Source organism: Novosphingobium sp. (assembly GCF_019748365.1).
In the GTDB taxonomy this organism is placed as follows: Bacteria; Pseudomonadota; Alphaproteobacteria; order Sphingomonadales; family Sphingomonadaceae; genus Novosphingobium.
Window position 1 is genome coordinate 102178 of record NZ_JAIEPN010000035.1, and the last position, 22895, is coordinate 125072.

21 protein-coding genes are annotated in these 22895 nt (G+C 65.1%); 9 read left to right on the forward strand and 12 right to left on the reverse strand.

Going from position 1 to position 22895, the window contains the following annotated elements; all coding sequences use genetic code 11:
- Positions 1–13: 13 nt before the first annotated feature.
- From K5Q19_RS05315 to K5Q19_RS05325, 3 genes are read left to right on the forward strand one after another with little or no spacing between them, the layout of a single operon-like run.
- A complete protein-coding gene (locus K5Q19_RS05315; protein WP_292941948.1) occupies positions 14–1348 on the forward strand; it encodes a biotin carboxylase N-terminal domain-containing protein in 1335 nt (444 codons plus the stop codon).
- On the forward strand, positions 1345–2817 hold the full coding sequence (locus K5Q19_RS05320; RefSeq protein WP_292941950.1) for a biotin carboxyl carrier protein: 1473 nt from the start codon (positions 1345–1347) through the stop codon (positions 2815–2817). The genes K5Q19_RS05315 and K5Q19_RS05320 overlap by 4 nt, the downstream gene beginning before the upstream one ends.
- Positions 2814–3656: an HAD hydrolase-like protein gene (locus tag K5Q19_RS05325; protein WP_292941952.1), complete on the forward strand. Its 843-nt coding sequence runs from the start codon at positions 2814–2816 to the stop codon at positions 3654–3656. The genes K5Q19_RS05320 and K5Q19_RS05325 overlap by 4 nt, the downstream gene beginning before the upstream one ends.
- Here K5Q19_RS05325 and K5Q19_RS05330 read toward each other — a convergent pair.
- Entirely contained in the window at positions 3653–3922 is a 270-nt protein-coding gene (locus tag K5Q19_RS05330) for an HNH endonuclease (RefSeq protein ID WP_292941954.1), read from the reverse strand. The two genes, K5Q19_RS05325 and K5Q19_RS05330, sit on opposite strands and share 4 nt — an antisense overlap.
- A gap of 2 nt (positions 3923–3924) precedes the next feature.
- Positions 3925–4827: a DMT family transporter gene (locus K5Q19_RS05335; protein ID WP_292941956.1), complete on the reverse strand. Its 903-nt coding sequence runs from the start codon at positions 4825–4827 to the stop codon at positions 3925–3927.
- A 173-nt stretch (positions 4828–5000) separates the two neighbouring features.
- On the opposite strand from K5Q19_RS05335, the gene K5Q19_RS05340 reads away from it, so the two are divergent.
- The 4 genes from K5Q19_RS05340 (at position 5001) to K5Q19_RS05355 (ending at position 9547) form a co-directional block, all read left to right on the forward strand.
- On the forward strand, positions 5001–6056 hold the full coding sequence (locus K5Q19_RS05340) for a glycosyltransferase family 2 protein (RefSeq protein ID WP_292941958.1): 1056 nt from the start codon (positions 5001–5003) through the stop codon (positions 6054–6056).
- Complete coding sequence (locus K5Q19_RS05345) at positions 6049–6759, forward strand: class I SAM-dependent methyltransferase (protein ID WP_292941960.1); 711 nt, start codon at positions 6049–6051, stop codon at positions 6757–6759. The genes K5Q19_RS05340 and K5Q19_RS05345 overlap by 8 nt, the downstream gene beginning before the upstream one ends.
- Positions 6760–7082: 323 nt before the next feature.
- Complete coding sequence (locus K5Q19_RS05350) at positions 7083–8600, forward strand: CpaF family protein (protein WP_292941962.1); 1518 nt, start codon at positions 7083–7085, stop codon at positions 8598–8600.
- A gap of 44 nt (positions 8601–8644) precedes the next feature.
- Complete coding sequence (locus K5Q19_RS05355) at positions 8645–9547, forward strand: DMT family transporter (RefSeq protein WP_292941964.1); 903 nt, start codon at positions 8645–8647, stop codon at positions 9545–9547.
- A 2-nt stretch (positions 9548–9549) separates the two neighbouring features.
- Here K5Q19_RS05355 and K5Q19_RS05360 read toward each other — a convergent pair whose 3' ends face one another.
- The 8 genes from K5Q19_RS05360 to K5Q19_RS05395 all read right to left on the reverse strand — a co-directional run bounded on the left by K5Q19_RS05360 (position 9550) and on the right by K5Q19_RS05395 (position 17286).
- Entirely contained in the window at positions 9550–11106 is a 1557-nt protein-coding gene (locus tag K5Q19_RS05360; RefSeq protein ID WP_292941966.1) for a long-chain-fatty-acid--CoA ligase, read from the reverse strand.
- 226 nt (positions 11107–11332) lie between these two features.
- Positions 11333–12502, reverse strand: a complete 1170-nt coding sequence (locus K5Q19_RS05365; protein WP_292941968.1) for a deoxyguanosinetriphosphate triphosphohydrolase — start codon at positions 12500–12502, stop codon at positions 11333–11335.
- Positions 12503–12554: 52 nt separating this feature from the next.
- Positions 12555–12887 carry a hypothetical protein gene (locus K5Q19_RS05370; protein WP_292941970.1) on the reverse strand — a complete coding sequence of 111 codons (333 nt, stop codon included), beginning with the start codon at positions 12885–12887 and terminating at the stop codon, positions 12555–12557.
- Positions 12884–14227 (reverse strand): APC family permease, encoded by a 1344-nt coding sequence (locus K5Q19_RS05375; RefSeq protein ID WP_292941972.1) that lies wholly within the window; start codon positions 14225–14227, stop codon positions 12884–12886. The genes K5Q19_RS05370 and K5Q19_RS05375 overlap by 4 nt, the downstream gene beginning before the upstream one ends.
- A 71-nt stretch (positions 14228–14298) precedes the next feature.
- A complete protein-coding gene (locus K5Q19_RS05380; protein WP_292941974.1) occupies positions 14299–15714 on the reverse strand; it encodes an NAD(P)(+) transhydrogenase (Re/Si-specific) subunit beta in 1416 nt (471 codons plus the stop codon).
- Positions 15714–15998 carry an NAD(P) transhydrogenase subunit alpha gene (locus tag K5Q19_RS05385; RefSeq protein WP_292941976.1) on the reverse strand — a complete coding sequence of 95 codons (285 nt, stop codon included), beginning with the start codon at positions 15996–15998 and terminating at the stop codon, positions 15714–15716. The genes K5Q19_RS05380 and K5Q19_RS05385 overlap by 1 nt, the downstream gene beginning before the upstream one ends.
- A gap of 14 nt (positions 15999–16012) precedes the next feature.
- A complete protein-coding gene (locus tag K5Q19_RS05390) occupies positions 16013–17143 on the reverse strand; it encodes an NAD(P) transhydrogenase subunit alpha (protein ID WP_292941978.1) in 1131 nt (376 codons plus the stop codon).
- An 8-nt stretch (positions 17144–17151) separates the two neighbouring features.
- Positions 17152–17286, reverse strand: a complete 135-nt coding sequence (locus tag K5Q19_RS05395; RefSeq protein WP_292941980.1) for an aa3-type cytochrome c oxidase subunit IV — start codon at positions 17284–17286, stop codon at positions 17152–17154.
- 157 nt (positions 17287–17443) lie between these two features.
- Between K5Q19_RS05395 and K5Q19_RS05400 the strand changes: the two genes are divergently transcribed.
- Both K5Q19_RS05400 and K5Q19_RS05405 read left to right on the forward strand, forming a co-directional pair.
- Positions 17444–18862, forward strand: a complete 1419-nt coding sequence (locus tag K5Q19_RS05400) for a sigma-54 dependent transcriptional regulator (RefSeq protein ID WP_292941982.1) — start codon at positions 17444–17446, stop codon at positions 18860–18862.
- Positions 18863–18877: 15 nt separating this feature from the next.
- On the forward strand, positions 18878–20128 hold the full coding sequence (locus K5Q19_RS05405) for a CoA transferase (RefSeq protein WP_292941984.1): 1251 nt from the start codon (positions 18878–18880) through the stop codon (positions 20126–20128).
- Here the strand turns inward: K5Q19_RS05405 and folP are convergent.
- Both folP and K5Q19_RS05415 read right to left on the reverse strand, forming a co-directional pair.
- Positions 20109–21221, reverse strand: a complete 1113-nt coding sequence (folP, locus tag K5Q19_RS05410) for a dihydropteroate synthase (RefSeq protein WP_292941986.1) — start codon at positions 21219–21221, stop codon at positions 20109–20111. The two genes, K5Q19_RS05405 and folP, sit on opposite strands and share 20 nt — an antisense overlap.
- A gap of 127 nt (positions 21222–21348) precedes the next feature.
- Positions 21349–22503: a site-specific DNA-methyltransferase gene (locus K5Q19_RS05415; protein WP_292941988.1), complete on the reverse strand. Its 1155-nt coding sequence runs from the start codon at positions 22501–22503 to the stop codon at positions 21349–21351.
- Positions 22504–22895 lie beyond the last annotated feature (392 nt).

The window sequence follows — 22895 nt, forward strand, 5'->3', positions numbered from 1 at the left end:
AAAGGCCAGAACCATGATCCGCCGACTGTTCATTGCCAATCGCGGCGAGATCGCGCTGCGAGTGATCCGCACGGCCAAGGCGATGGGGATCACCACCGTGCTGGGTGTTTCCAGCGCCGATGCCGCCTCGCTACCCGCGCTGATGGCCGACGAGACCGTGCTGCTCGGCCCCGGGCCATCCTCGCAGAGCTACCTCGACATCGACAAGGTCGTCGCGGCGATGGTTTCGGCCAAGTGCGACGCGGTGCATCCGGGCTACGGCTTCCTTTCCGAAAATGCTGCCTTCGCACGGGCTGTGGCGGATGCGGGGATCCGCTTTGTCGGCCCTGATATCAAGACGCTCGAAGGCATGGGTGACAAGCTTGCCGCGCGCGCGCTGGCGCTTGAGGCGGGCTTGCCGGTCCTCCCCGGCGGCGAAGCTGCAACGCGCGGGGCGGTCCATGCCCGCGCCGCCGAGATCGGTTATCCGCTGCTGCTGAAAGCTGTCGCAGGCGGCGGCGGCAAAGGCATGCGCCGGGTCGACCGCGCCGAGGACCTCGATACCGTGCTCGATATGGCGCAGGCCGAGGCGCAGGCTGCCTTTGGCAACAGCGCCGTCTATGTCGAGCGCTTCGTCGCCAAGGGGCGGCATGTCGAAGTGCAGCTCCTCGGCGATGGCAAGGCCGCCATCCACCTCGGCACGCGTGATTGCTCGATCCAGCGCAGGTTCCAGAAGCTGGTCGAGGAGGCCCCTGCCCCGGCCATGCCGGCAGAGGCTCGCGCGGGAATCGAGAATGCTGCGGTCCGCCTCGCGCAGCATATCGGCTATCGCGGTGCGGGAACGGCCGAGTTCCTTGTCGATGCGACCGACTTCTCGTTCTACTTCCTCGAGCTCAATGCGCGCATTCAGGTCGAGCATCCTGTGACCGAGGCAATTACCGGGGTCGATCTGGTCGAGCAGCAATTGCTCGTTGCGGCGGGCAAATCTCTTACCCTCACGCAGGCCATGGTCCGCCCGGTCGGCCATGCCATCGAAGTGCGCATCAATGCCGAAGACCCGGACGCCGATTTCTGCCCCGCGCCCGGCCGCGTGGCCCGCGCGGCCTGGCCCGCAGGCCGCGGCATTCGCGTCGATACTCACATCGCGGCGGGCGGCGAAGTCCCGCCTTTCTACGATTCACTGCTCGGCAAGCTGATTGTCCACGGCGCGACCCGCGAGGAAGCCGTCGCACGCCTCCAGTCGGCGCTTGCCAGCATCCGGATAGAAGGCGTGCCGACCACCGCCGGGCTCCACGCCCGCATCGCTGCCGATCCGCGCTTTGCCGCAGGCGGAGTTGACACCGGTTTCCTGACGGGGCTCGCATCATGACAACGCTAAAGCTGGTCGACGTGACCATGCGCGATGGCAACCAGAGCCTGTGGGGCGCCACCGGGCTCAACACTGCGCATATGCTGCAGGCCGCCGCGCTCACCGAGGCCTGCGGCTTTCGCGCCATTGACTTTACCTCGTCGAGCCACATGGCCGTCGCGGTCCGCTACTTCCGCAACAATCCGTGGGAACGGCTGCGGCGCATGGCATCGGCGATGCCCACCACGCCGCTACAGTTCATCACCACCGGCCTGCGCTTCATCGCCTGGCAGCAGGCGGACCCGGAGTTCATGCGGCTCGTCTACCGCGCGCTTCAGGTGAACGGCGTCGGTCGTTTCGTGCTGCTCGATCCGATGCATGAAGTGCCCGCGGTGATCGAGGCGGCGCGCCTGGTGAAGGAAGAAGGCAGCGCCGAAGTGATGTGCGCCCTCACCTTCACCCTCTCCGAGTTCCACACCGACCAGTTCTATGCCGATTTCGCCCGCGCCGTCGGCGAGAGCCCCGATATCGACCTTTTCTACATCAAGGACCCCTCGGGCCTCCTCTCGCTCGACCGGGTGCGTACGCTGGTGCCGGCGGTGAAGGCTGTGATCGGCAATCGTCCGCTCGAGATCCACGCCCACACCACGATTGGTCAGGGCATGCTCTCCAGCCTCGAGGCGGCGAGGCTGGGCATTTCGGCAATCCATGTCGGCATCGGCGCGGCGGGTGATGGGTCTTCGCTGCCCGAGGCCAACCGCATGCTCGCCAATCTCGAAGAAGCGGGCCATACCGTCGAGATCGACCGCGCGGCGCTGGCGAAGCTGACATCCTACTGGAACCGGCTGGCGCTTGCGGAAAACCTGCCGTTCGGACAGCCGCAGAACTTCGATGCAAGCTTCCTGCGCCACCAGATCGCCGGCGGCGTGATGACGACAACCGCGCGCCAGCTTGCCGAACTTGGCCTCTCCGACCGCTTGCCCGCTGTCATCGCCGAGACCGAGCAGGTCCGCGCCGAGCTCGGCTATCCGATTATGGTCACGCCCTTCCCGCAGATGGTCATGAGCCAGGCGCTATTCAATGTGATCGGGGATCGCCGTTATGCGCAAGTCTCCGATCAGGTGATCCGCTACTGCCTCGGCAAGTTCGGCAAGCCGACTTCGCCCATCGACAAGGGCGTGCTGGGGGCGATCATGGACCGGCCCCGCGCGCGCGAACTGGAGAACGAGCCCACTTTCCCCGCGCTCGGCGATCTCAGGCGCCAGTTCGGCCATGCCATGCCCGACGAGGAATTCCTGCTGCGCGCGGTCATGCCGCCCGAGCAGGTCGATGCGATGCTGGCCGCCGGGCCATCGCGCGCCACCTACACGCCCGAGGCCGCGCCGGTAATCGCGCTATTGCGCCAGCTGGCGGCAAAGCCAATCGCGCGCGACCTTGTCATCGAGCGCGGTGCGTTCCGCCTTGCCCTTCACGCCGGAGCCAGCCTGTGACGATTTCCCCCGAGCATGCCGCACGGCTGAAGGACGCCGCCGGCTACATCTTCGACATGGACGGCACGATTGCCCTGGGCGATGCGCAGAGCGGAGGCCACAATGCCCTCCCACATGCCATCGGGCTGCTGGACGCGCTGAAGGCGCGCGGCACGCCCTATGTCGTCTTCACCAATGGCACGGCCAAGCCGCCCGCGGCTTATGCGGCGTCGCTGCGCAAGGCTGGGTTTGCGGTTGAGGACGGGCAGATGCTGACGCCCTCCTCATCGACCGCCGACTGGCTCAAGCGCACCGGCGTGGGCAAAGTGCGCGTGCTGGGCAATGCGGGCTGCCGCGCGCCGCTCGATGATGCGGGGCTCGATGTGGTGGGACCGGACGTGGCGGCAGAGGGCGTCGAGGCGGTCTACACCGGCTGGTTCCGCGAGTTCGATTTTCCGGCGCTGGAAGCCGCCTGCGATTCCTTGTGGAAGGGCGCCAGGCTGCTCACCGCCAGCAACGTCCCGTTCTTCGCCACCGCCGCTGGACGCGCGATTGGCGCAAGCTATCCGATCAATGCCATGCTGACGGCGATGACCGGCAAGCGTCCGCGCATTCTCGGCAAACCCTCGCGCGTCGCGTTCGATACGGCGCGGCTGCTGATGGGGCTGCCCCGCAGCGCGGCGAAGCAGATGGTCGTGGTGGGCGATGACCCGGCGCTCGAAATGCGCATGGCAAACGCAGTTGGCGCGCTGTCAGTGGGCATGGCGACGGGCGTCATGACCAAAGGCGCCGAACTGCCCGAGCGCGACCGGCCGGCGGTGCTGCTCGACAGCCTCAAGCCGCTGCTCGACCTGCTCTAACGCCGCCGCGCTGTCGGTGCGTGGAAGTCGGGCGGTTTGCTCGCGATCCAGCCAACGAACTTCGCAATCACCGGATCCGCCCGCAAGGCCGCCACATCGGCGCCGATCCGCGCCAGCTCGCCATTGCTGAACTGCGCATGCAGCGTGCGGTGACAGATCGGATGAACCGCCACCGTCTCGCGCCCGCCCCGGCTCTTGGGCACGGGATGGTGCCATTCCACCTTGCGCCCGAGCGGCCTGTCGCAGAGCCAGCAGGCTTCAGGCATTGCTATTCGGTGCCTTGCGGCTCGTCGGTGATCCGCCCCGCGCGCCACAGATAGAACCCGGCACCGACAATGATCGCCGCCCCCAGCAAGGCCGTAGCATCAGGCGTTTCGCGGAACAGCAACCAGCCATAAAAGCCGGCCATGATCAGCTGAAAATAGGTCATCGGCGCCACTGTCGCAGCGCCAGCGCGCGAAGTTGCCATGTACATCAACGCATGAGCTGTGCTGCCCGTCACCGCGATCATCGCGCTTTTTCCAACCACACTCCACGGCGGAGTGCCGACATGCAGGGCGGCAAAACCGCTGACATGGCCGATCAGCGTGAACCCGAGCAGGAACAGCGTGGCGAAAATCGCGACATTCACTTGCATCGACAGCGCCGAACCCCGCCCCAGCACCGCGCGATTGCCAATAATCAGAAGCGACATGCCTATCGCAGCAATGACCGGCAGCATGGCGGCCACCCCGATTACCGCGAAATTGGGCCTTAGCACGATAAGCACGCCAGCAAACGCCACAAGGCTTGCGACCCATGTTTCACGCCGCATCGGCTCGCCGATCAGCACGGAGGCAAGCAGCGCTGTCATCATCGGGCTCGTAAACGAGATTGCCGTTGCCTCGGCAATCGGCATGATCTGCACGGCAGTGAAGAACGATATCGCCGAAATCGCGACGCCGAACCCCCGCACCGCATGCCAGCCAAGGCGCTCCATGCGAAAGCCCGCCCAGCCTTCGCGCCAGAGCAGGATCGTGCCAAGGCCGATGGTACCGATGATGTAGCGCAGCGCAGCAATGGCCGGACCCGGCCAGAGCCCTGCCATCGACTTGACCAGCGTATCGCCGGTGGAAAGCAGCGCAAACCCGCCCAGAGCCAGCAGCAGTCCGTCTCTTGTCTGATTGCGCAAGGGCCCCTCCGTCATCCCGCCTCATTGCGGGAGTCAGGCCCTTCTGCAACCCTCCATACTGGTCATGTTCCACAATCGGTGCCATGGGGTTGCATCAAAGGGTCGTTAAGGCTTCTTTACAGCTTGTTTACCAAGCTTTGCGTAAGCTCTGGCGCATTGCAGGAGACAGATTGATGGTGGATCAGCCCGGGCGGGATACCGCGGCCGCGCTGCATGGGTCAGCCCCTCCCCCTGCGCTGGTCCCTGCGCTTTCCGTTGTCGTGCCCTGCTACAACGAGGCCGAGGGGCTGCGGGAACTGCACCGGCGGCTGGTGGCCGCGATCGAACCCATCTTCGCGCAGGATTTCGAGATCGTCCTTGTCAACGATGGCTCGCGCGATGCGACCTGGGCGGGCATGGTTGCGCTGTCGGATGCCGATCCGCGCGTGCTTTGCGTCAATCTCGCGCGCAACCACGGGCACCAGCTCGCGCTGACAGCCGGTCTCGCACAGGCGGCGGGCGAACTCATCTTCATTCTCGACGCAGACCTGCAGGATCCGCCCGAACTGATCGGCCCGATGCTCGAACTGATCCGCGCTGGCAACGATGTTGTCTACGGCCAGCGCCGCAAGCGTGATGGTGAGACGGCGTTCAAGCGCGTCACCGCCGCGGCATTCTACCGCATGCTCGACCGCATGGTCGATGTCGATATCCCCCGCGATACGGGCGATTTCCGCCTGATGACGCGCCGTGTGCTCAATGTACTGCAAGCCATGCCCGAGCGCTACCGCTTCGTGCGCGGCATGGTCAGCTGGGTCGGCTTCAAGCAGGTCGCCCTGCCCTATGACCGCGATGCGCGCTTTGCGGGTGAGACCAAGTATCCGCTGCACAAGATGATTTCCTTCGCGATCGACGCGATCACCAGCTTCTCGGTCGCCCCCTTGCGGATCGCCTCGTGGATGGGTGTCTGCGCCGGGCTCGGCGCGATGCTGATGCTGGCCTACGTGCTGGGCGCGTGGATCACCGGCCATGCGATCAGCGGCTGGACCTCGACGCTGGCGATCATCCTCGTGCTTGGCTCCACCCAGCTGATGATCCTCGGCATCATGGGCGAATATCTCGGCCGCATGTACATGGAAGCCAAGCGCCGCCCGCTCTATATCATCGACGAAGTGCACGGGTCGCGCGGCGCGCGCGGCCATGCGGTGCACCAGCTTCACGATAGCATCAGGGAGCGAGTTCATGGGTGAAACCATGCCGCTGCAGGCCGACGCCGAGTTCGACCGGGTCGCGCAAGATTACCGCGCGCAGCACGCCCATTCGACGGGCGTTTCGGAGGACGCGCTGGATTATTTCGCCAGCTACAAGATCGAATACGTCCAGCAGCTCTGGCGCGAGAAGGGCCGCAGCCCGCGGACCATCATGGATTTCGGCGCCGGGATCGGCAACGCGCTCGTGCCCATGCAGGCAGCGTTTCCCGAGGCGGAAATCATCGCACTCGATGTCTCGCGCGCCAGCCTCGATCTCGTCGACGCGCAGGCAATCCCGAATGTGCGCACCCTGGCCTATGACGGGCTCAAGATTCCGCTGCCGGACGCCAGCCTCGACTGCATCTTCACCGCCTGCGTGTTCCATCATATTCCGGCCGAGCACCATGTTGCGCTGCTGGCTGAACTGCGCCGCGTGCTGAGGCCCGATGGCATGTTCGTGCTGTTCGAGCACAACCCGCTCAACCCCCTCACCCGGCTTGCCGTCGCGCGCTGCGAATTCGACCGGGATGCGGTGCTGATCGGCGCGCGCGAGATGCGGCGGCGGCTGGTGGCCGGCGGCTTTGTGCGGACGGGCAGCAAGTTCTGCCTGTTCTTCCCCCCGGCGCTCGCCGTGCTGCGCCCGCTGGAGCGCTGGCTCGGCTGGCTGCCGCTCGGCGCGCAATACCACCTCGTCGGAAGCTGAGCGCCATTCGCTGATCAAGCCAGCTCGGGCCGCTTGCACAAGGCACCGGGTGAGACGATTCATCCCGAAGCAACGCGCGATTGTGCCGTTACGGGAACGGGGAGGACGGCCTGAACTTCCCGTGGCGGACCCGGCCAGGCCCGGTTCTCCGGCCGATTGGGCGCCGGAATGGGCAATCCCCCGATACGACAGAAACAGCCTCTGTGCGAAATCGGGATGTGTTTAGGAAATCCTGAAGGTTTCGGCGGTATTCACCACGCATCGGAAGATCGTGCTGACCATTGCTGGTGCAATCCTTCCGTGACGAGAACAGGGAAATCTGCATGAGCGCATTTGGCCGCAAGTCCGGAGTCAGCGGGGGCAGCACTGCCATGCGCCCGTCGTTCGGCGTGGCACGTCCGATGAAAGCGGGCGAGGGTTCGGCTGCACCCATCCCGGTGCCGATGGGGGGCGAACAGTTTCCACCGCTGCCGAACATGGATGCTGCTGATAACGGCGCGAAGGACAAGTCGGATGCGATGACGCGTCTGGCCGACCGCATCAACGGGGTCAACGAACCCAACTATCAGGCGGAAGGCTTCGAAGCCTCAGTTCACAAGATCAAGGAACAGGTGCTCCCGCGCCTGCTCGAACGCGTCGATCCCGAAGCGGCGGCGACGCTGACCAAGGAAGAGCTTTCCGAGGAATTCCGCCCGATCATCATGGAAGTGCTGGCCGAATTGAAGGTCACGCTCAACCGGCGCGAACAGTTCGCGCTGGAAAAGGTGCTGATCGACGAACTGCTCGGTTTCGGTCCGCTCGAGGAACTGCTCAACGACCCTGAAATCTCCGATATCATGGTCAACGGCCCCGAGCAGACCTACATCGAAAAGAAGGGCCGTCTGGTCATTGCGCCGATCCGGTTCCGCGATGAAAGCCACTTGTTCCAGATCGCCCAGCGCATCGTGAACCAGGTCGGCCGCCGCGTCGACCAGACCACGCCGCTCGCCGACGCCCGCCTCAAGGACGGCAGCCGCGTCAACGTCATCGTGCCGCCGCTGAGCCTGCGCGGCACCGCCATCTCGATTCGTAAGTTTTCCGAGAAGCCGATCACGCTCGACATGCTGCGCGATTTCGGTTCGATGTCGGACAAGATGTGCACCGCGCTCAAGATCGCGGGCGCCTGCCGCATGAACATCGTCATCTCGGGCGGTACGGGTTCGGGTAAGACGACCATGCTCAACGCCCTTTCGAAGATGATCGATCCGGGCGAGCGCGTGCTGACGATCGAAGACGCCGCCGAACTTCGCCTGCAGCAGCCGCACTGGCTGCCGCTCGAAACGCGTCCGCCGAACCTTGAAGGCCAGGGCGCGATCACCATCGGCGACCTTGTGAAGAACGCCCTGCGTATGCGTCCTGACCGCATCATTCTGGGCGAAATTCGCGGCGCGGAGTGCTTCGACCTGCTGGCGGCCATGAACACCGGTCACGATGGTTCGATGTGTACGCTTCACGCCAACAGCCCGCGCGAATGCCTTGGCCGTATGGAAAACATGATCCTGATGGGCGACATCAAGATCCCCAAGGAAGCCATCAGCCGCCAGATCGCGGAATCGGTGGACCTCATCGTGCAGGTGAAGCGCCTGCGCGACGGTTCGCGCCGCACCACCAACATCACCGAGGTGATCGGGATGGAGGGCGATGTGATCGTGACGCAGGAGCTGTTCAAGTTCGAGTATCTCGACGAGAACGAGGACGGCAAGATCATCGGCGAATTCCGCCCCTCGGGCCTGCGCCCCTACACGCTCGAAAAGGCGCGCATGTTCGGCTTCGACCAGGCCTATCTGGAAGCCTGCCTCTAACCTAATTGCTTGATCCGCGTGGCCCCTGCCTTATGGGCGGGGCCATGCCGCCCACACAACGTCCGATCTATGCGCTTGCCCTGCGCCTGCTGGCGATGGCGGTCATCTCGGTCATGTTGCTGCTGGTCAAGCTCACCGGCGAACACGGAATCTGGCTGCCGGAAACGCTGTTCTGGCGCCAGCTCCTCCCCGGCCTTGCGCTGTTCGGCTGGCTCGCAGCACGCGGTCAGCTCAGCCGCCTTGCTACCAGACGCCCCTGGATCCACGCCCGCCGCGCGCTGATTGGCGGGTTGGGCATGTTCCTCACGCTGGGTGTCGTCCAGATCATTCCGCTGGCCGAAGCAACCGTACTCGGCTTCACCTCACCCATTTTTGCGGTGCTGCTTGCGGTCTTGCTGCTGGGCGAGAAAGTCGGTCCGTGGCGCTGGACGGCAGTCATCCTCGGCCTTGCCGGCGTGGTCATCATCGCGGGGCCGGACCGCGCGCATATTCCGCTCCTTGGCCTTGCCACCGGCATCGGTGCGGCTTTCATGGTCGCGCTCATCTCGATCCAGCTGCGCGATCTTGGCCGCACAGAGGAGCCGGTGAGCGTGGTGTTCTGGTTCTCGGCGTTTTGTACACCTGCCTTTGCTCTGGTGTTCCTGCGCATCGGTGTGCCGCACCATGATCTTGCAGGCTGGGCCATGCTGCTCGGCATCGGCGCGACCGGCCTTGCCGCCCAACTGCTGATGACGGCGGCCCTGCGCTACGGCAGTGTTTCCAGCGTGATCGTGATGGATTACTCGCAGTTCGGCTGGGCGACGCTGTGGGGCTGGCTGTTCTTCGCCCATGTGCCCGGGGCGCAGACATGGATCGGCGCCCCGGCGATCATCGCGGCAGGCCTGATCATCGCCTGGCGCGAGCAGGTGCGCGGCAGCCGCGCCGGCGAGCGGTCGCCGGCCGCCTAGCTCTAGTTCACCTGCCGGTCCATGCCTTCCCAGTAAGGCTCGCGCAGATTGCGTCGCAGGATCTTGCCCGAAGGATTGCGCGGCAGCGCCGGGATCACATCGACCGACTTGGGCACCTTGAACCCGGCGATCCGCTCGCGCGCCCAGGCGATGACGCTGGCCTCGTCCACCTCGCAGCCCTCGCGCGGGACGACGCAAGCCTTGACCGCCTCACCCCAGCGTGCATCGGGCACGCCGATCACCGCGACTTCGGCAACCTGCGGATGGCCATAGATCGCGCTTTCGACCTCGGCAGGATAGACGTTCTCGCCGCCCGAAATGATCATGTCCTTGATGCGGTCCTGAATGAAGACATAGCCGTCCTCGTCCATGTAGGCGGCATCGCCGGTGCAGATCCAGCCATCGGCGGTCATCGTCTTCGCGGTCGCTTCGGGCAGCTGCCAGTAATGCAGCATGTTGGCGGGGGAGCGGATCTGGATCTCGCCGACGGTGCGGCGCGGCACCTCATTTCCGGCGGCATCACATATGCGGATTTCCACCCCCGGGCAGGCCTTGCCCGCTGAGCGCATCCGCTCGTTGCCCGCCAGATCGTGATCCCACGGCGGCAGCACCGCGATGGTGCCGGTCGTCTCGGTCATCCCGTACATCTGCATGAAATCGGCATTGGGAATCGTGGTGACCGCCTCGCGCAGCAGTTCGAGCGGGATCGGGGCGGCGCCATAGAGCACGTAGCGCAGCTTGGAAAAATCGGTCGATTTGGCGAGCGGATGCTGGATCAGCATCTGCAGCGCCGCGGGCACGATGAAGAAGCGGGTGATCCCCTGCCCGATCGCCGTCAGTGCGCCCTCGGCAGTGAATTCGGCCTGGATGATCGCGCGCGCACCGCCGCAGAAGGCCATGGTGCCAAGGCCCGTCCCGCCAATATGGGCGCAGGGCATGCATACCAGAATGGCATCATCTTCCGTCCATTCCGCCCAGGGCAGCCCGGCATCGAGTGCCGGCGCACGCAGGCCCATGAAATTGCGCTGGCACAGGACGGCACCCTTGGGCCTGCCGGTCGTGCCGGAGGTGTAGAGCTGGAGGAAGGCCGCTTCCGGTTCGGCGGCGACAAGCGGGTCGGCCGGGAACGTGGGAATCGCGGCGCGGGCCTCGCCCTCCTCGATCACAGCGGGCTTCTGCGGCGCGGCGGCGGCGAGGTCGTGCGACACGGCCTCGAACCCCGCGCCCGCGAACACCAGCTTGGCCCGCGTATCCTCAAGGATATAGGCCATTTCGCCGGGGGCGAGCCGCCACCCGATCGGCACCATCACCACGCCGATGCGTCCGCACGTCAGCAGCATCTGGAAGTAGAGATCGCAGTTCTTGCCGATCCAGGCGACGCGGTCCCCCTTCACCACGCCTTTCGCCGCAAGAAAGGCGGCGAAGCGGCGCGAGAACACGTCAAGCTCCGCGTAAGTCGTGATGCGGCCATCCTGCTCGTGCGACACCGCATCGGGCCTTTGCTCGGCCCAGTGCCGGAAGAACGCATCGAACGTCTCGAAGCCTGCTGTCTCGCGCATTTGGTCACCCTCGTCCTGCTGTCGCTGGTTTCGGGCCTCCCGCCGTGTGCGTTCCCTCAGCCCATGGGGGGGGTCGCACCGACGGCGGGGAGCTCCGCGACTTAACCACGCGATTAAAGGGACAAGACCGATGGTGCGCAAGGTGAATTTTTCCATCTCTTGTGGCGGCGATACCCGCTCGGTCCGTCGGGACAGATGGGATGGTAGCCATCGCTGCAAATGATGATCAGACGTTGCTGAGGCCTTCGGGTCGCTCGCCGAACAGCTTGGCATAGGCGTCCATCGCATACTTGTCGCTCATCCCGGCCATGAAGTCGGCGATATGGCGGCTGCGCGCAGGTTCAGTCTCCGGCAAGCTCTCTCGCCAGCTTTCGGGCAGGTTTTCCGGCGCGGTGCGATAGGTCGCGAAGAGGCGCGCGATGACCGCGCGGGCGCGGTCGGCCGTGCCGACCTGCTCGGGGTGCAGATAGAGCGATTTGTACATGAAGGCCTTCAGAGTGCGCTCTTCCGCGGCCATTGCGGGCGAGAAACCCGCCAGGGTGCGACCCGCCGCGCGCACTTCGTCGCAGGTCCGGGCGCCGCTTTCCTCGAGCCGCCGCTGCGTCTCGCCGATCACGTCATTGACCATGCGGCCGATCTGCCCGCGCACCAGTTCGCGCAGCAGGCGGTCTCGCGGGGCGCCGGGGAAGCGTGCCTCGATATCGCGCCACTGCGCTTCCAGCGAAGGCAGCGTGAGCAGGGTATCGAGCGTCAGGAACCCGGCGCGCAGGCCATCATCGATATCGTGGTTATCGTAGGCAATGTCGTCGGAAATCGCGGCGACTTGCGCTTCGAGCGAGGCATGCTGCGCCAGATCGAGCGGGAATGCGGCGTCGAGCTCGGCCAGCGCCCAGGTCGGCTGGTAGACCGGGCCATTGTGCTTGGCGAGGCCTTCGAGCAGCTCCCACGTGAGGTTGAGGCCATCATGGCGCGGATAGGGACTTTCGAGGCGCATCAGCACGCGCAGGGTGTTGGCGTTGTGATCGAAGCCGCCGTACCCCGCCATCGCCTCTTCCAGCGCATCCTCACCGGCATGGCCGAAGGGCGGATGGCCGATATCGTGCGCAAGGCAGAGCGCTTCTGTGAGATCCTCATCGAGCCCCAGCGCGCGGGCGATGACGCGGCCGATCTGCGCGACTTCGAGGCTGTGGGTCAGGCGCACGCGGTAGTGATCGCCATCGGGCGCGATGAAAACCTGCGTCTTGTGGCGCAGGCGGCGGAAGGCGATCGAGTGGATGATCCGGTCGCGGTCGCGCTGAAACACGCTGCGAGGGCCCCGCACCGTTTCTCCGGCAAGCGTGAATTCGCGCCCTCGCGAGCGTTCGGGATCGCAGGCCCATGGTGCGCGCTCCGTCACGACTTGACCTGCATTTTCGAAAAGGACCTCAAGGCTCGGCGATTGATGCGCCCTAGCCCGGCTTCCGCTCGGGCGCCAGACCAGCGGCACACAGCAACGCCGAACCGACGGTCACTTCGATCAGCTCCCGATCACCCACCCGGCGCACGGTCATCACGTAGTCCGCAATCGAGCGCTTCGGGCTTTGCAGCGCCTGCAGCTTGCGCAGCTGGCCGAGCGTGAGCCGGTCGGTCATCCGCTCGGCCATGCAGGCGGCGTTGGGCTGCGATAGGCCGGCATCCATCAGCGCCGAGCGAACCCGGCCCTCGGCGAGCTTTGCAGGGGTGCAGCCGGCGAGAACAACAGCAAGGGCGGCAAGCGTGGCGGTACTGGCGCGAAGAATCATTCCAGATCGCTCCCCGTGAGGCGGACGGTGCCCCGGCCTGTTCGGCGCGCCCATTCATGCCAGAGAAAAGCCGCGACAAAAACAGAAACGAGCAAGGATACCGAGAACCGTCCGGCTTCCGCATCGGCAAGGCCGGCGGCGATGATCGAGACGCTGAACAGCAAACCCACGGCCGGCACAACCGGATAGAGGGGAATGCGGAAATGATCGCTCAGCACGCCCGCCTGGCGCCCGGCCAGCACCGCAAGGCCGAGCAGCAGGCATTCCGAGAAATTGCCGCTGGTCAGGATCACAAGCTGGCGCTCGCCGAGGAACGTGCAAAGACCTCCGACAAGAACCAGCAGGATCAAGGCACCGGTGGGTGCGTTGGTGCGGGGGTTGATCACGCGCAGCAGTCGATTGACCGGCGCGATGAACACGCCGTCCCGCCCCATTGCGTGCAATTGCCGCGACATCGCCATCATGATCGCGATCACGCTGTTGATGATCGCCGCGATCACGCCAAGTGAAACCAGCGCGCTGACGACAGGGCCGGTCGAACGTTCGAGGAAATGCGCCATGGGTGCTTCGGCGCCCAGCGTCGCGGGCACGTCGTCCATGGCCAGGATCATGAGCACCGTTGGCACTGCGATGAGCAGCGCGGCGACCAAGCCGGTAAACGCGACGACCGGGCCCATGCGGCGCTTCGCATCATGCATGTCTTCGGCAAAAAAGGTCGCCCAGTCGGCACCGGCGGCCATGAGGGCGCCCGTCACCACCGCCAGCGCCATGGTTACGGGCGGCGTCGCGGCAAGGCTTTCGTGCCCGGCGACCATGACCGGGTTCAGCACGAGGCCGATATTGCCAGCCTTGAAGTGGATGAGCGCCGAGCCGGCAAGAACCGCCAGCGCGGTCATCTCGATCACCAGAAAGATCGCGATGACCTGGGCCCCGCGCCGGATCTGCGATGAGGCGATGAGCGCGGCAAAGACGAGCAAACCCAGTGCCGCAGCGTCAGGTGAAAGCCAAGGCAGAAACAGCCGGATGTAAGGCCCCGCGCCGACTGCTCCGAAGGCCAGCAGCGGGAACATGATCACGGTGCGCAGGATGACAAACGGGTAAGTCCAGCGCGGGCCCAGGATCGCATTGAGCGCGGGATAGACCCCGCCTGCACCCGGATAATTTGCCGAAAGCTCGGCAAACAGCAGCGCAAGGGTCGCGGCGATCAGGCCGCCGGCGATGAAGCCGATGGCAGCACCGGTTCCGGCCAGATGCAGGATAACATTGCCACCGATGAAGACCGAGAACACCGGGGACAGCGCCGAGATCGTCAGCAGGAAGACTTCGCCGGGTGACAGCACCCTGGCGAAGCTTCCCTGTTTCTGCAGCGACGCCTCCTGTTCCCCGGGCGTCATCAATCAGCGCTGGTGCATCAATGGGCAAGCGCCTTGTTGATGTCCTCGACCATCTTCTTGGCGTCGGCGAGGAGCATCATGGTCTGGTCCATGTAGAACACGTCGTTATCGACACCGGCATAGCCGACACCGCCCATCGAGCGCTTGATGAACATGACCGTCTTGGCCTTGTCGACGTCGAACACGGGCATGCCGTAGATCGGCGAGGACTTGTCGGTCTTCGCCGCCGGATTGACCACGTCGTTGGCGCCGATGATGAACGCGACGTCAGCCTGCGCGAACTCGCCGTTGATGTCTTCCAGCTCGAAGACTTCATCGTAGGGCACGTTCGCTTCGGCGAGCAGCACGTTCATGTGGCCGGGCATACGGCCCGCAACCGGGTGGATGGCGTACTTGACGTTGACGCCTTCCTTCTTGAGCAGGTCGCCCATCTCGCGGAGCACGTGCTGGGCCTGCGCCACCGCCATGCCGTAGCCCGGGATGATGATGACGTTCTCGGCTTCCTTCATCAGGAACGCCGCGTCTTCGGCCGAGCCGCGCTTCCACGGACGCTGCACCTTGGCCGCGCCGCCGCCGCCCGCTTCCGGTGCCGCGCCGAAGCCGCCCGCGATCACCGAGATGAAGCTGCGGTTCATCGCCTTGCACATGATGTAAGAAAGGATCGCACCCGACGAGCCCACGAGCGCGCCGGTGATGATCATCGCGGTATTGTGGAGCGTGAAGCCCATCGCTGCGGCGGCCCAGCCCGAGTACGAATTGAGCATCGAGACGACCACCGGCATGTCCGCGCCGCCGATCGGGATGATCAGCAGGAAGCCGATGGCAAAGCTCAGCGCCGTGATCACCGCGATCACCCAGGGCGCCTGATCCTGCGTGAAGTAGCCCACGAGGCCAAGGATCGCGAGGAGCGTGCCGAGGTTGATCGCATGGCGGCCGGGCAGCATGATCGGCGCACCGCTCATGTTGCCGTTGAGCTTGAGGAACGCGATGACCGAGCCCGAGAAGGTGATCGCACCGATGGCGATGCCGAGGCCCATCTCGATCCGGCTCTGCACCTCGATCACCCCGTCTGGCCCGGCAATGCCGAACGCGATCGGGTTGAGGTAGGCAGCAAGGCCGACGAGCACCGCGGCGAGACCGACCAGCGAGTGGAAGGCCGCCACGAGCTGCGGCATGTCGGTCATCTTGATCTTGCGAGCGGTGACGAAGCCGAGGCCGCCGCCAACCGCAATCGCGCCCGCAATTTCAGGCAGGCTGGCAAGGCCGTGCGTCGCCAGCGTGGTGACCATCGCGATGGTCATGCCGACGATGCCGTACCGGTTGCCCGCGCGCGAGGTTGCCGGGCTCGAAAGCCCGCGCAGTGCCATGATGAAGAGGACGCCGGCCGCCAGATAGGCGAGCATGGCCCATGGAGGAGTGGTGATGTGCTCCATCACTTCTTCTCCTTCTTCTTGTACATCGCGAGCATGCGCTCGGTAACGGCAAAGCCGCCGAAGATGTTGACCGAGGCCAGCACCACCGCGCCAAGGCCCAGCCACTTCGAAATGACCGAACCTTCAGCCGCACCGGCGACAAGCGCGCCGACGACGATGACCGAGGAAATCGCGTTGGTGACCGCCATCAGCGGCGTATGCAGCGCCGGAGTGACCGACCACACCACGTAATAGCCCACGAAGCAGGCCATCACGAAGATGCTCAGGATTGAAATGAAGTCCATGTTCTAAAGCCCCCTCACCCGAGCAGTCGTTCGTTGACGACCTTGCCGCCTTGCGTCAGGCGGATGGCATTGCCGATTTCCTCGTCGAGCACGGGCTTGCCCTGCTCCTTGTCCCAGAAGGCGGACAGGAAATTGAACAGGTTGCGCGAAAACAGTGCCGAGGCGTCTGCCGCAAGATGCGTCGCGGTGTTGGAATAGCCGACGATCTTGACGCCGTGCTTCTCGACGACCTGATCGGCAACCGAGCCTTCGACATTGCCGCCCGATGCGACCGCGAGGTCGAAGATCACCGAGCCGGGCTTCATCGTCGCGATCTGGGCATCGGTGATCAGGCGCGGCGCGGGCCGGCCCGGGATCAGCGCGGTGGTGATCACGATGTCCTGCTTGGCGATATGGCTGGAGACCAGCTCGGCCTGCGCCGCCTGATATTCCGGGCTCATCTCGGTGGCATAACCACCCGCGCCTTCGCCCTCGATCCCCGCGACGTTCTCGACGAAGATCGGCTTGGCACCGAGCGACTGGATCTGCTCCTTGGTCGCCGAACGCACGTCGGTTGCCGAGACCTGCCCACCAAGGCGGCGCGCGGTGGCGATCGCCTGAAGGCCGGCAACGCCGACACCCATGACGAAGACCTTGGCGGCGCTGACAGTGCCGGCCGCGGTCATCATCATCGGGAAGGCGCGGCCATAAAGGTCCGCCGCGACGATGACGGCCTTGTAACCGGCGAGGTTCGACTGCGAGGAGAGGATATCCATCGACTGCGCGCGCGTGATGCGCGGCATGAACTCCATCGCCAGCGCCTCGAACCCGCCCGCCGCATAGGCATCGACGCGCTCGCGCTTGCCGAAAGGATCCAGACCGGCAACGATCCACGCCCCGGGATTGGCCCCGCCGAGCAGATCGACTTCCGGCCCCTGCACACCCAGCACGATATCCGCGCCAGCGGCGGCGCCACTCGCCACGATTTCCGCGCCGGCCGCCGCATAGGCCTCGTCACTGATCGAGGCGGTCGTGCCGGCCCCTGCTTCCACACGCACAGCAGCGCCAAGACCGATGAACTTCTTCACCGTCTCTGGCGTCGCCGACACCCGGTTCTCACCGCTGGCCCGCTCGCGCAGGACAGCGATCGTTGTTGCCGCCCCCATCCGCGCGCTCAGGCGATCAGGTACATGACGAAGAGCACGATCACAGCGATTACCGGCGTGGCAATCTTGATCATGCCGACGAAGCCCTCGTACGTGGCCGTCGCCGCCTTCATGTTGTTCCCGGCATTGTTGGTGGCGCCCATGACAAACCCTTCCTGATTGCGTTATAAACGTCCGATTGACCGCATCCTCTAGCGGCGGCTCAACCCCGGCTCAAGCGGAACCGGTGGTTTCGCACTTAATCTGGTCTTTACCCAAATGGGCTAGACCCCGGCACTATGCAAAAGGACCGGGGAAGCCATGGCAGAGCCAACTGATCGTCTGCTCATGCTTATCGACGACGAACCAGCGCAGTGCCGCCTGATCTCGGCGCTGGCTGCGCGCGAGGGTTGGCGCACGATCATCGCGCGCGATTCCGAGACGGCAATTGCCACGCTCGGCACGCGCCAGGGTATGCAGCTCGATGCAATCATTCTGGATCAATGGGTTCCGGGTGACAGTGCCTGCGCGCTGATCGCCGAGCTCAAGGCACGCCGGCCCGCCCTCCCCATTCTCATGATCACCACCAGCGCCTCGCCGCTGCTCGCCGTGGAAGCGATGCGCGCGGGTGCTTCGGACTACCTGATCAAGCCGGTTGCGCCCGATCGGCTGCTCCAGGCACTGCGCACCGCGACCCGGCGCGAGGAATCGCCAGAGGAGCTGCAACCGCTCACCGAGAAGTTCACCGGCACGCTCGATTTCGATTCGATGATCGGGGCCGCCCCCAGCTTCCGCGCTGCGCTTGCCGTTGCCGCCAAGGCCGCGCGCACACAGAACACCGTGCTGATCGAGGGCGAGAGCGGCACCGGCAAGGAAATGCTGGTCCGCGCGATGCACGCGGCCAGCCCGCGCGCCAAGGCGCCCTTGCGGATCGTCAACGCCGGCGGAATCCCCGCCAATCAGATCGAATCAGTGCTGTTCGGCCACGAGAAGGGCGCTTTCCCCGGCGCGTTCGAACGTCATGTCGGCGCGCTGCAGCATGCGGACGGCGGCACGCTGGTGATCGACGAGATCGATCGCCTCTGTCTTTCGGCGCAGGCCCGCCTCACCCAGTTTCTCCAGCGCGGTGATATCCAGCCCATCGGCGCGCGTCACAGCTTCAGGCTCGACGTGCGGGTCATCGTGTGCAGCAATGCCGCGCTCGACGATCTGGTCGACGTGCAGCTGTTCGATCCCGGCCTGCTCGAAGCGCTGAGCGGGATTCACGTTCATCTGCCTGCCCTGCGCGAGCGCGCGGGTGACATCCCCGCCCTCGCCCGCCATTTCCTGACGCGCATCGGCGAGCAACCCGGCCTGAGGCCGCTCGGCATCACCGATGGCGCGCTGGCGCTGCTCGCGGCCTATGACTGGCCGGGCAACGTCCGCCAGCTTCAGGCAACGCTGTTCCGCGCGGCCGTGTTCTGCGATGGCGAGGCCCTCACCGCGCAGGATTTCCCGAACCTTTCGAACTTGATCGGCGAAACGCCGCGCACGTCGCACACGCAGAGCGAGGGCGCGGGCGTGATGCTCTATGCGCCAGACGGCAACTTGCGCCCGCTCGAAGAAATCGAAGCGGACGTCATCCGCCTTGCCATCGGCCACTATCGCGGTCGCATGACCGAAGTTGCGCGGCGGCTGGGGATCGGGCGTTCGACGCTCTATCGCAAGCTTTCGGAGCTCGGAATCGACAACGTCGCCTGAAGCACACTCTCGATAATGGCAGCGTTGCTCTGCCGCACCGGGCTGGTAAGCCTTGGCGCTGCAGGCCGCGGCCTGACGGGAGGAGAGCACTTGATGGCCGGGCAGAAGCTGCTGGAAGGCATTCGCATCGTTGATCTGACCAGCGTGGTCTTCGGGCCCTACGCCACGGAAACGCTGGCCGATCTGGGCGCGGACGTGATCAAGGTGGAAGTGCCGGGCGGCGATATCTTCCGCCACGCCGGAAAGCCGGGTGCAACGCCGGGCATGGGCCCCTGCACGCTCAATCTCAACAAGGGCAAGCGCAGCCTCGCGCTCGATCTCAAGGGCGAGGAAGGCAAGGCCGTGCTGGCGGCGCAGCTCGCCGAGGCGGACGTCTTCATCCACAATGTGCGCGGCAAGGCCATCGAGCGGCTGGGGTTCGGCTATGAAGCGGTCAAGGCGATCAAGCCGGACATCATTTACGTCCACTGCACCGGCTTCGGCTCGGGCGGGCCCTATGGCGATCTGCAAGCCTATGACGATGTGATCCAGGCCGCGACCGGCACGACCAACCTGCTCGGGCGGGTCGATGGCAATCCGGTGCCACGCTTCCTGCCCTCCCTGATCGCCGACAAGGTATCAGGACTGCACGGGGCCTATGCCGTGATGGCGGCGGTCATCCACAAACTGCGCTTCGGCGAGGGGCAGTTCGTGGAAGTGCCGATGTTCGAGAGCTTCACGCACTTCATGATGCAGGAACATCTCTACGGACTGACGCTGGTGCCGACCAAGGAACCCGCCGGCTATCCGCGCCAGCTCGATCCCTTCCGCCAGCCCTTCCCCGCCAAGGACGGCTACGTGGTGATTGTGCCCTATACGCCCGATGCCATCGACACGGTGATCGCACTGCTCGAAGCGCCCGAACTTGCCGATGACCCGCGCTTCATCGACTACCCCTCGCGCATGCGCAACATCAGCGAATTCTACGAGGAGATGGCCAAGCGCACGCCAAGGCTCACCATGGCCGAATGGGCCGCGAAGATGGCCGAGCACCAGATTCCCTGCATGCCGGTGCGCGATCTCGATGACATCACCGAAGATCCGCACCTCAAGGCGGTCCACTTCTTCCAGCAGCGCACCCACCCGACCGAGGGCGAATACCTCAAGATGCGCAGCCCCGTGACGTTTTCGGTGGGGAACTTCGAAGTGCAGCCTGCCCCGCACATCGGCCAGCACAACGAGGCGCTCGGCGCGGCGCCGCTGCCGGTCAAACGCCGAGCTGGCTGAAGTCCGTCAGCGCGGCATCCCGCAGGCCCCGCCAGACACGCAGGGCCTGCACCGTCTCGGTGACATCGTGGACGCGGACCATCTGCGCACCGGCTTCGAATCCTTTGGCGGCCAGCAGAAGCGAACCGCCGAGCCGCTGGTGCGCGGGTGCTTCGCCCGAGAGCGCGCCGATCATGCGCTTGCGGCTCGCCCCCAGCAGCAGCGGCTGGCCGAGCGCATGGAAGAGCGGGAGCGCGTTGATGAGCGCCAGGTTCTCGGCAAGCGACTTGCCAAAGCCGATGCCGGGATCGAGCAGGATCTTGTCGCGCGCAATCCCGCCAGCCAAGGCTGCATCGCGCCTCTCGCGCAGGGCATCGAAGACATCGAGCACCACATCGGCATAGTGCCCATCGGCGTGAAGGTCCTTCTCGCCGCCGGGTGCATGCATGAGGACAACTGGCACGCCGCTGGCCGCGACGACTTCCACAGAACGCGGATCATGGCGCAGCGCCGAGACATCGTTGACGATGTGCGCGCCGGCCGCGAGTGCCTCGGTGATCACGGTCGAACGGCGGCTGTCGATCGAGATCGCAGCGCCGCTGGCTGCGAGCTTCGCGATCACCGGGACGACGCGCTTGACCTCGTCGCCTTCCCACACGGCGGGGGCTCCGGGGCGGGTGGATTCACCGCCGACGTCGATGATCGCTGCCCCCGCTTCCAGCATGGCCGCGGCGTGTTCCAGCGCCGCTTCGGGCTTGTCGAGGAACTTGCCGCCATCGGAAAAACTGTCGGGCGTGACATTGAGAATGCCCATGACTTGCGGCTGATCGAGCCGCAAGGTGCGCGCGCCGCAGCTCAGTGGTCCGTGCTGGGCCTTGAGATTGGTCCACTGCACTGCGGCCTCTGCGGCCAGCGGATCGGGAAGCGCACCGAACACAGTGTTCGCCTCGTCCGCACCAAACCGGCGACGGGAGATAATCTGCGTGCCTTCCCGCACGATCAGCGCGAAGCGCGAAGCATAGACAAGCCCTCCTGCCAGACGGATCGTGCTGCCTTCCTCACTCTGCGGGCTATCTGCGAGGCCAATCGGGCGGATATAGAGCTTTTGGGCCATGCCTGTCCCTTAACGGACGCGGCGGCGCGCGGCGAGGCGCATGGCGCGCAGGAGCATCGCTTTGGTCCAGCGCGCATGGCAGCGCAGGACCAGCGGGTCCGGCATGAGTCCGAGCAGGGGCAACATGTCAGTCTTCGACCGCAAGCAGATAGAGCTGGCGCAGCGCATCGAGCGGCTTGACCTCGCCCTCATGCTCGATGTGCCAGAACGTCCAGCCATTGCAGGCTGGCGCGCCCTGTACCGCCGAGCCGACACCGTGGATCGACCCCGATGATGCGCCCGACAGGATAGAGCCATCGGCGCGCACGCTCGCCGTCCAGCGGCGCTTGCGATCGAACAGCTGCGCGCCAGGTGCAATCATGCCGCTTTCGATGAGCTGACCGAACGCGACGCGCGGGGCGCTGCGCTTGCTCATCATCGTGGTCAGCGCACTTTCATCGAGCGGAAGCGCGGCGGCAATGCGCTCCTCGGCCACCGCGATGTAGTCTTCCTCGCGCTCGCAGCCGATCCATTCGCGGCCAAGGCGGCGGGCCACAGCGCCGGTGGTGCCCGTGCCGAAGAAAGGATCAAGCACGACATCGCCGGGGTTGGTCGTCGCGAGCATCACCCGGTAGAGCAGCGCCTCGGGCTTCTGCGTCGGGTGCGCCTTCACGCCGCCTTTCCGGATGCGCTCAGGCCCGCCGCAGATGGGCAGTACCCAGTCCGAGCGCATCTGGAGCTCGTCATTGAGGGTCTTCATCGCGCGGTAGTTGAAAGTGTACTTGGCCTTTTCGCTGCGCGAGGCCCAGATCAGCGTTTCATGGGCGTTGGTGAAGCGGGTGCCCTTGAAATTGGGCATCGGATTGGCCTTGCGCCAGACGATATCGTTGAGGATCCAGAAGCCGAGATCCTGCAGCAGCGCGCCGACGCGGAAGATATTGTGGTACGAACCGATCACCCAGATCGCGCCATCGGGCTTGAGCACCCGGCGCGCTTCGGTCAGCCATTCGCGGGTGAACGTGTCATAGCGTTCGAAGCTGTCGAACTTGTCCCAATCATCGGTGACGGCATCGACGTGGCTGCCATCGGGCCGCGCAAGATCGCCGCCCAACTGCAGGTTGTAGGGCGGGTCGGCGAAGATGAGATCGATCGAGGCCGTGGGCAGTTCGCGCATGCGCTCGATGCAGTCGCCGCGCAGGATCTGCCCCAGTGGAAGCGCAAGCTTGCTCACCGCCGCCGCTGCCGAACTGCGCAGCGCGCGCGCTGCCGTCTTTGCCTGACGTTCCTTTGCCAGAGCCACCATTGCCGCCTTGTCCCCTGCTGATGCAGCTCGACAGGTGAATCATCCGCGACTCGCCGTCAAGCCACGACTCGCCGGAATCTGGCGAGTCGCCGCTCATCGAATGGTGAGAACGGAACGAGTCCGTGTCTAGATGTGGAGTCTCCCCGATCCGCCGGGCGCCATATCTGGTGGGTGTGACCGGCGAGATTCACTGCCGAAAAAAGTTTTCTCTGGCGCTTTCAACCAGTGACCGATGCAAGCAATATGGCTGCAGTATTCGGTGCGAGACGTATTGTCGCGTGCGGGGCTGTATGCGACCATTTTCCCAAATCAGGTGGTGTCAACACCGGGATAAAAACGGGCCAGGCACCGGTTTAAAAAGGGGCCAGTTGGGTTGAATAAAAAGCCCCATG

What these genes read in the sequence shown, in the direction of transcription:
- K5Q19_RS05350 (WP_292941962.1), top strand. Translation starts at nt 7,083, where the DNA reads ATGAGCGCATTTGGCCGCAAGTCCGGAGTCAGCGGGGGCAGCACTGCC.
- K5Q19_RS05320 (WP_292941950.1), top strand. Translation starts at nt 1,345, where the DNA reads ATGACAACGCTAAAGCTGGTCGACGTGACCATGCGCGATGGCAACCAG.
- K5Q19_RS05405 (WP_292941984.1), top strand. Translation starts at nt 18,878, where the DNA reads ATGGCAGCGTTGCTCTGCCGCACCGGGCTGGTAAGCCTTGGCGCTGCA.
- K5Q19_RS05355 (WP_292941964.1), top strand. Translation starts at nt 8,645, where the DNA reads ATGCCGCCCACACAACGTCCGATCTATGCGCTTGCCCTGCGCCTGCTG.
- K5Q19_RS05370 (WP_292941970.1), bottom strand. Translation starts at nt 12,887, where the DNA reads ATGATTCTTCGCGCCAGTACCGCCACGCTTGCCGCCCTTGCTGTTGTT.
- K5Q19_RS05380 (WP_292941974.1), bottom strand. Translation starts at nt 15,714, where the DNA reads ATGGAGCACATCACCACTCCTCCATGGGCCATGCTCGCCTATCTGGCG.
- K5Q19_RS05330 (WP_292941954.1), bottom strand. Translation starts at nt 3,922, where the DNA reads ATGCCTGAAGCCTGCTGGCTCTGCGACAGGCCGCTCGGGCGCAAGGTG.
- K5Q19_RS05315 (WP_292941948.1), top strand. Translation starts at nt 14, where the DNA reads ATGATCCGCCGACTGTTCATTGCCAATCGCGGCGAGATCGCGCTGCGA.
- K5Q19_RS05360 (WP_292941966.1), bottom strand. Translation starts at nt 11,106, where the DNA reads ATGCGCGAGACAGCAGGCTTCGAGACGTTCGATGCGTTCTTCCGGCAC.
- K5Q19_RS05400 (WP_292941982.1), top strand. Translation starts at nt 17,444, where the DNA reads ATGGCAGAGCCAACTGATCGTCTGCTCATGCTTATCGACGACGAACCA.
- K5Q19_RS05395 (WP_292941980.1), bottom strand. Translation starts at nt 17,286, where the DNA reads ATGGGCGCCACCAACAATGCCGGGAACAACATGAAGGCGGCGACGGCC.
- K5Q19_RS05345 (WP_292941960.1), top strand. Translation starts at nt 6,049, where the DNA reads ATGGGTGAAACCATGCCGCTGCAGGCCGACGCCGAGTTCGACCGGGTC.
- folP (WP_292941986.1), bottom strand. Translation starts at nt 21,221, where the DNA reads ATGGCCCAAAAGCTCTATATCCGCCCGATTGGCCTCGCAGATAGCCCG.
- K5Q19_RS05340 (WP_292941958.1), top strand. Translation starts at nt 5,001, where the DNA reads ATGGTGGATCAGCCCGGGCGGGATACCGCGGCCGCGCTGCATGGGTCA.
- K5Q19_RS05385 (WP_292941976.1), bottom strand. Translation starts at nt 15,998, where the DNA reads ATGGACTTCATTTCAATCCTGAGCATCTTCGTGATGGCCTGCTTCGTG.
- K5Q19_RS05415 (WP_292941988.1), bottom strand. Translation starts at nt 22,503, where the DNA reads ATGGTGGCTCTGGCAAAGGAACGTCAGGCAAAGACGGCAGCGCGCGCG.
- K5Q19_RS05390 (WP_292941978.1), bottom strand. Translation starts at nt 17,143, where the DNA reads ATGGGGGCGGCAACAACGATCGCTGTCCTGCGCGAGCGGGCCAGCGGT.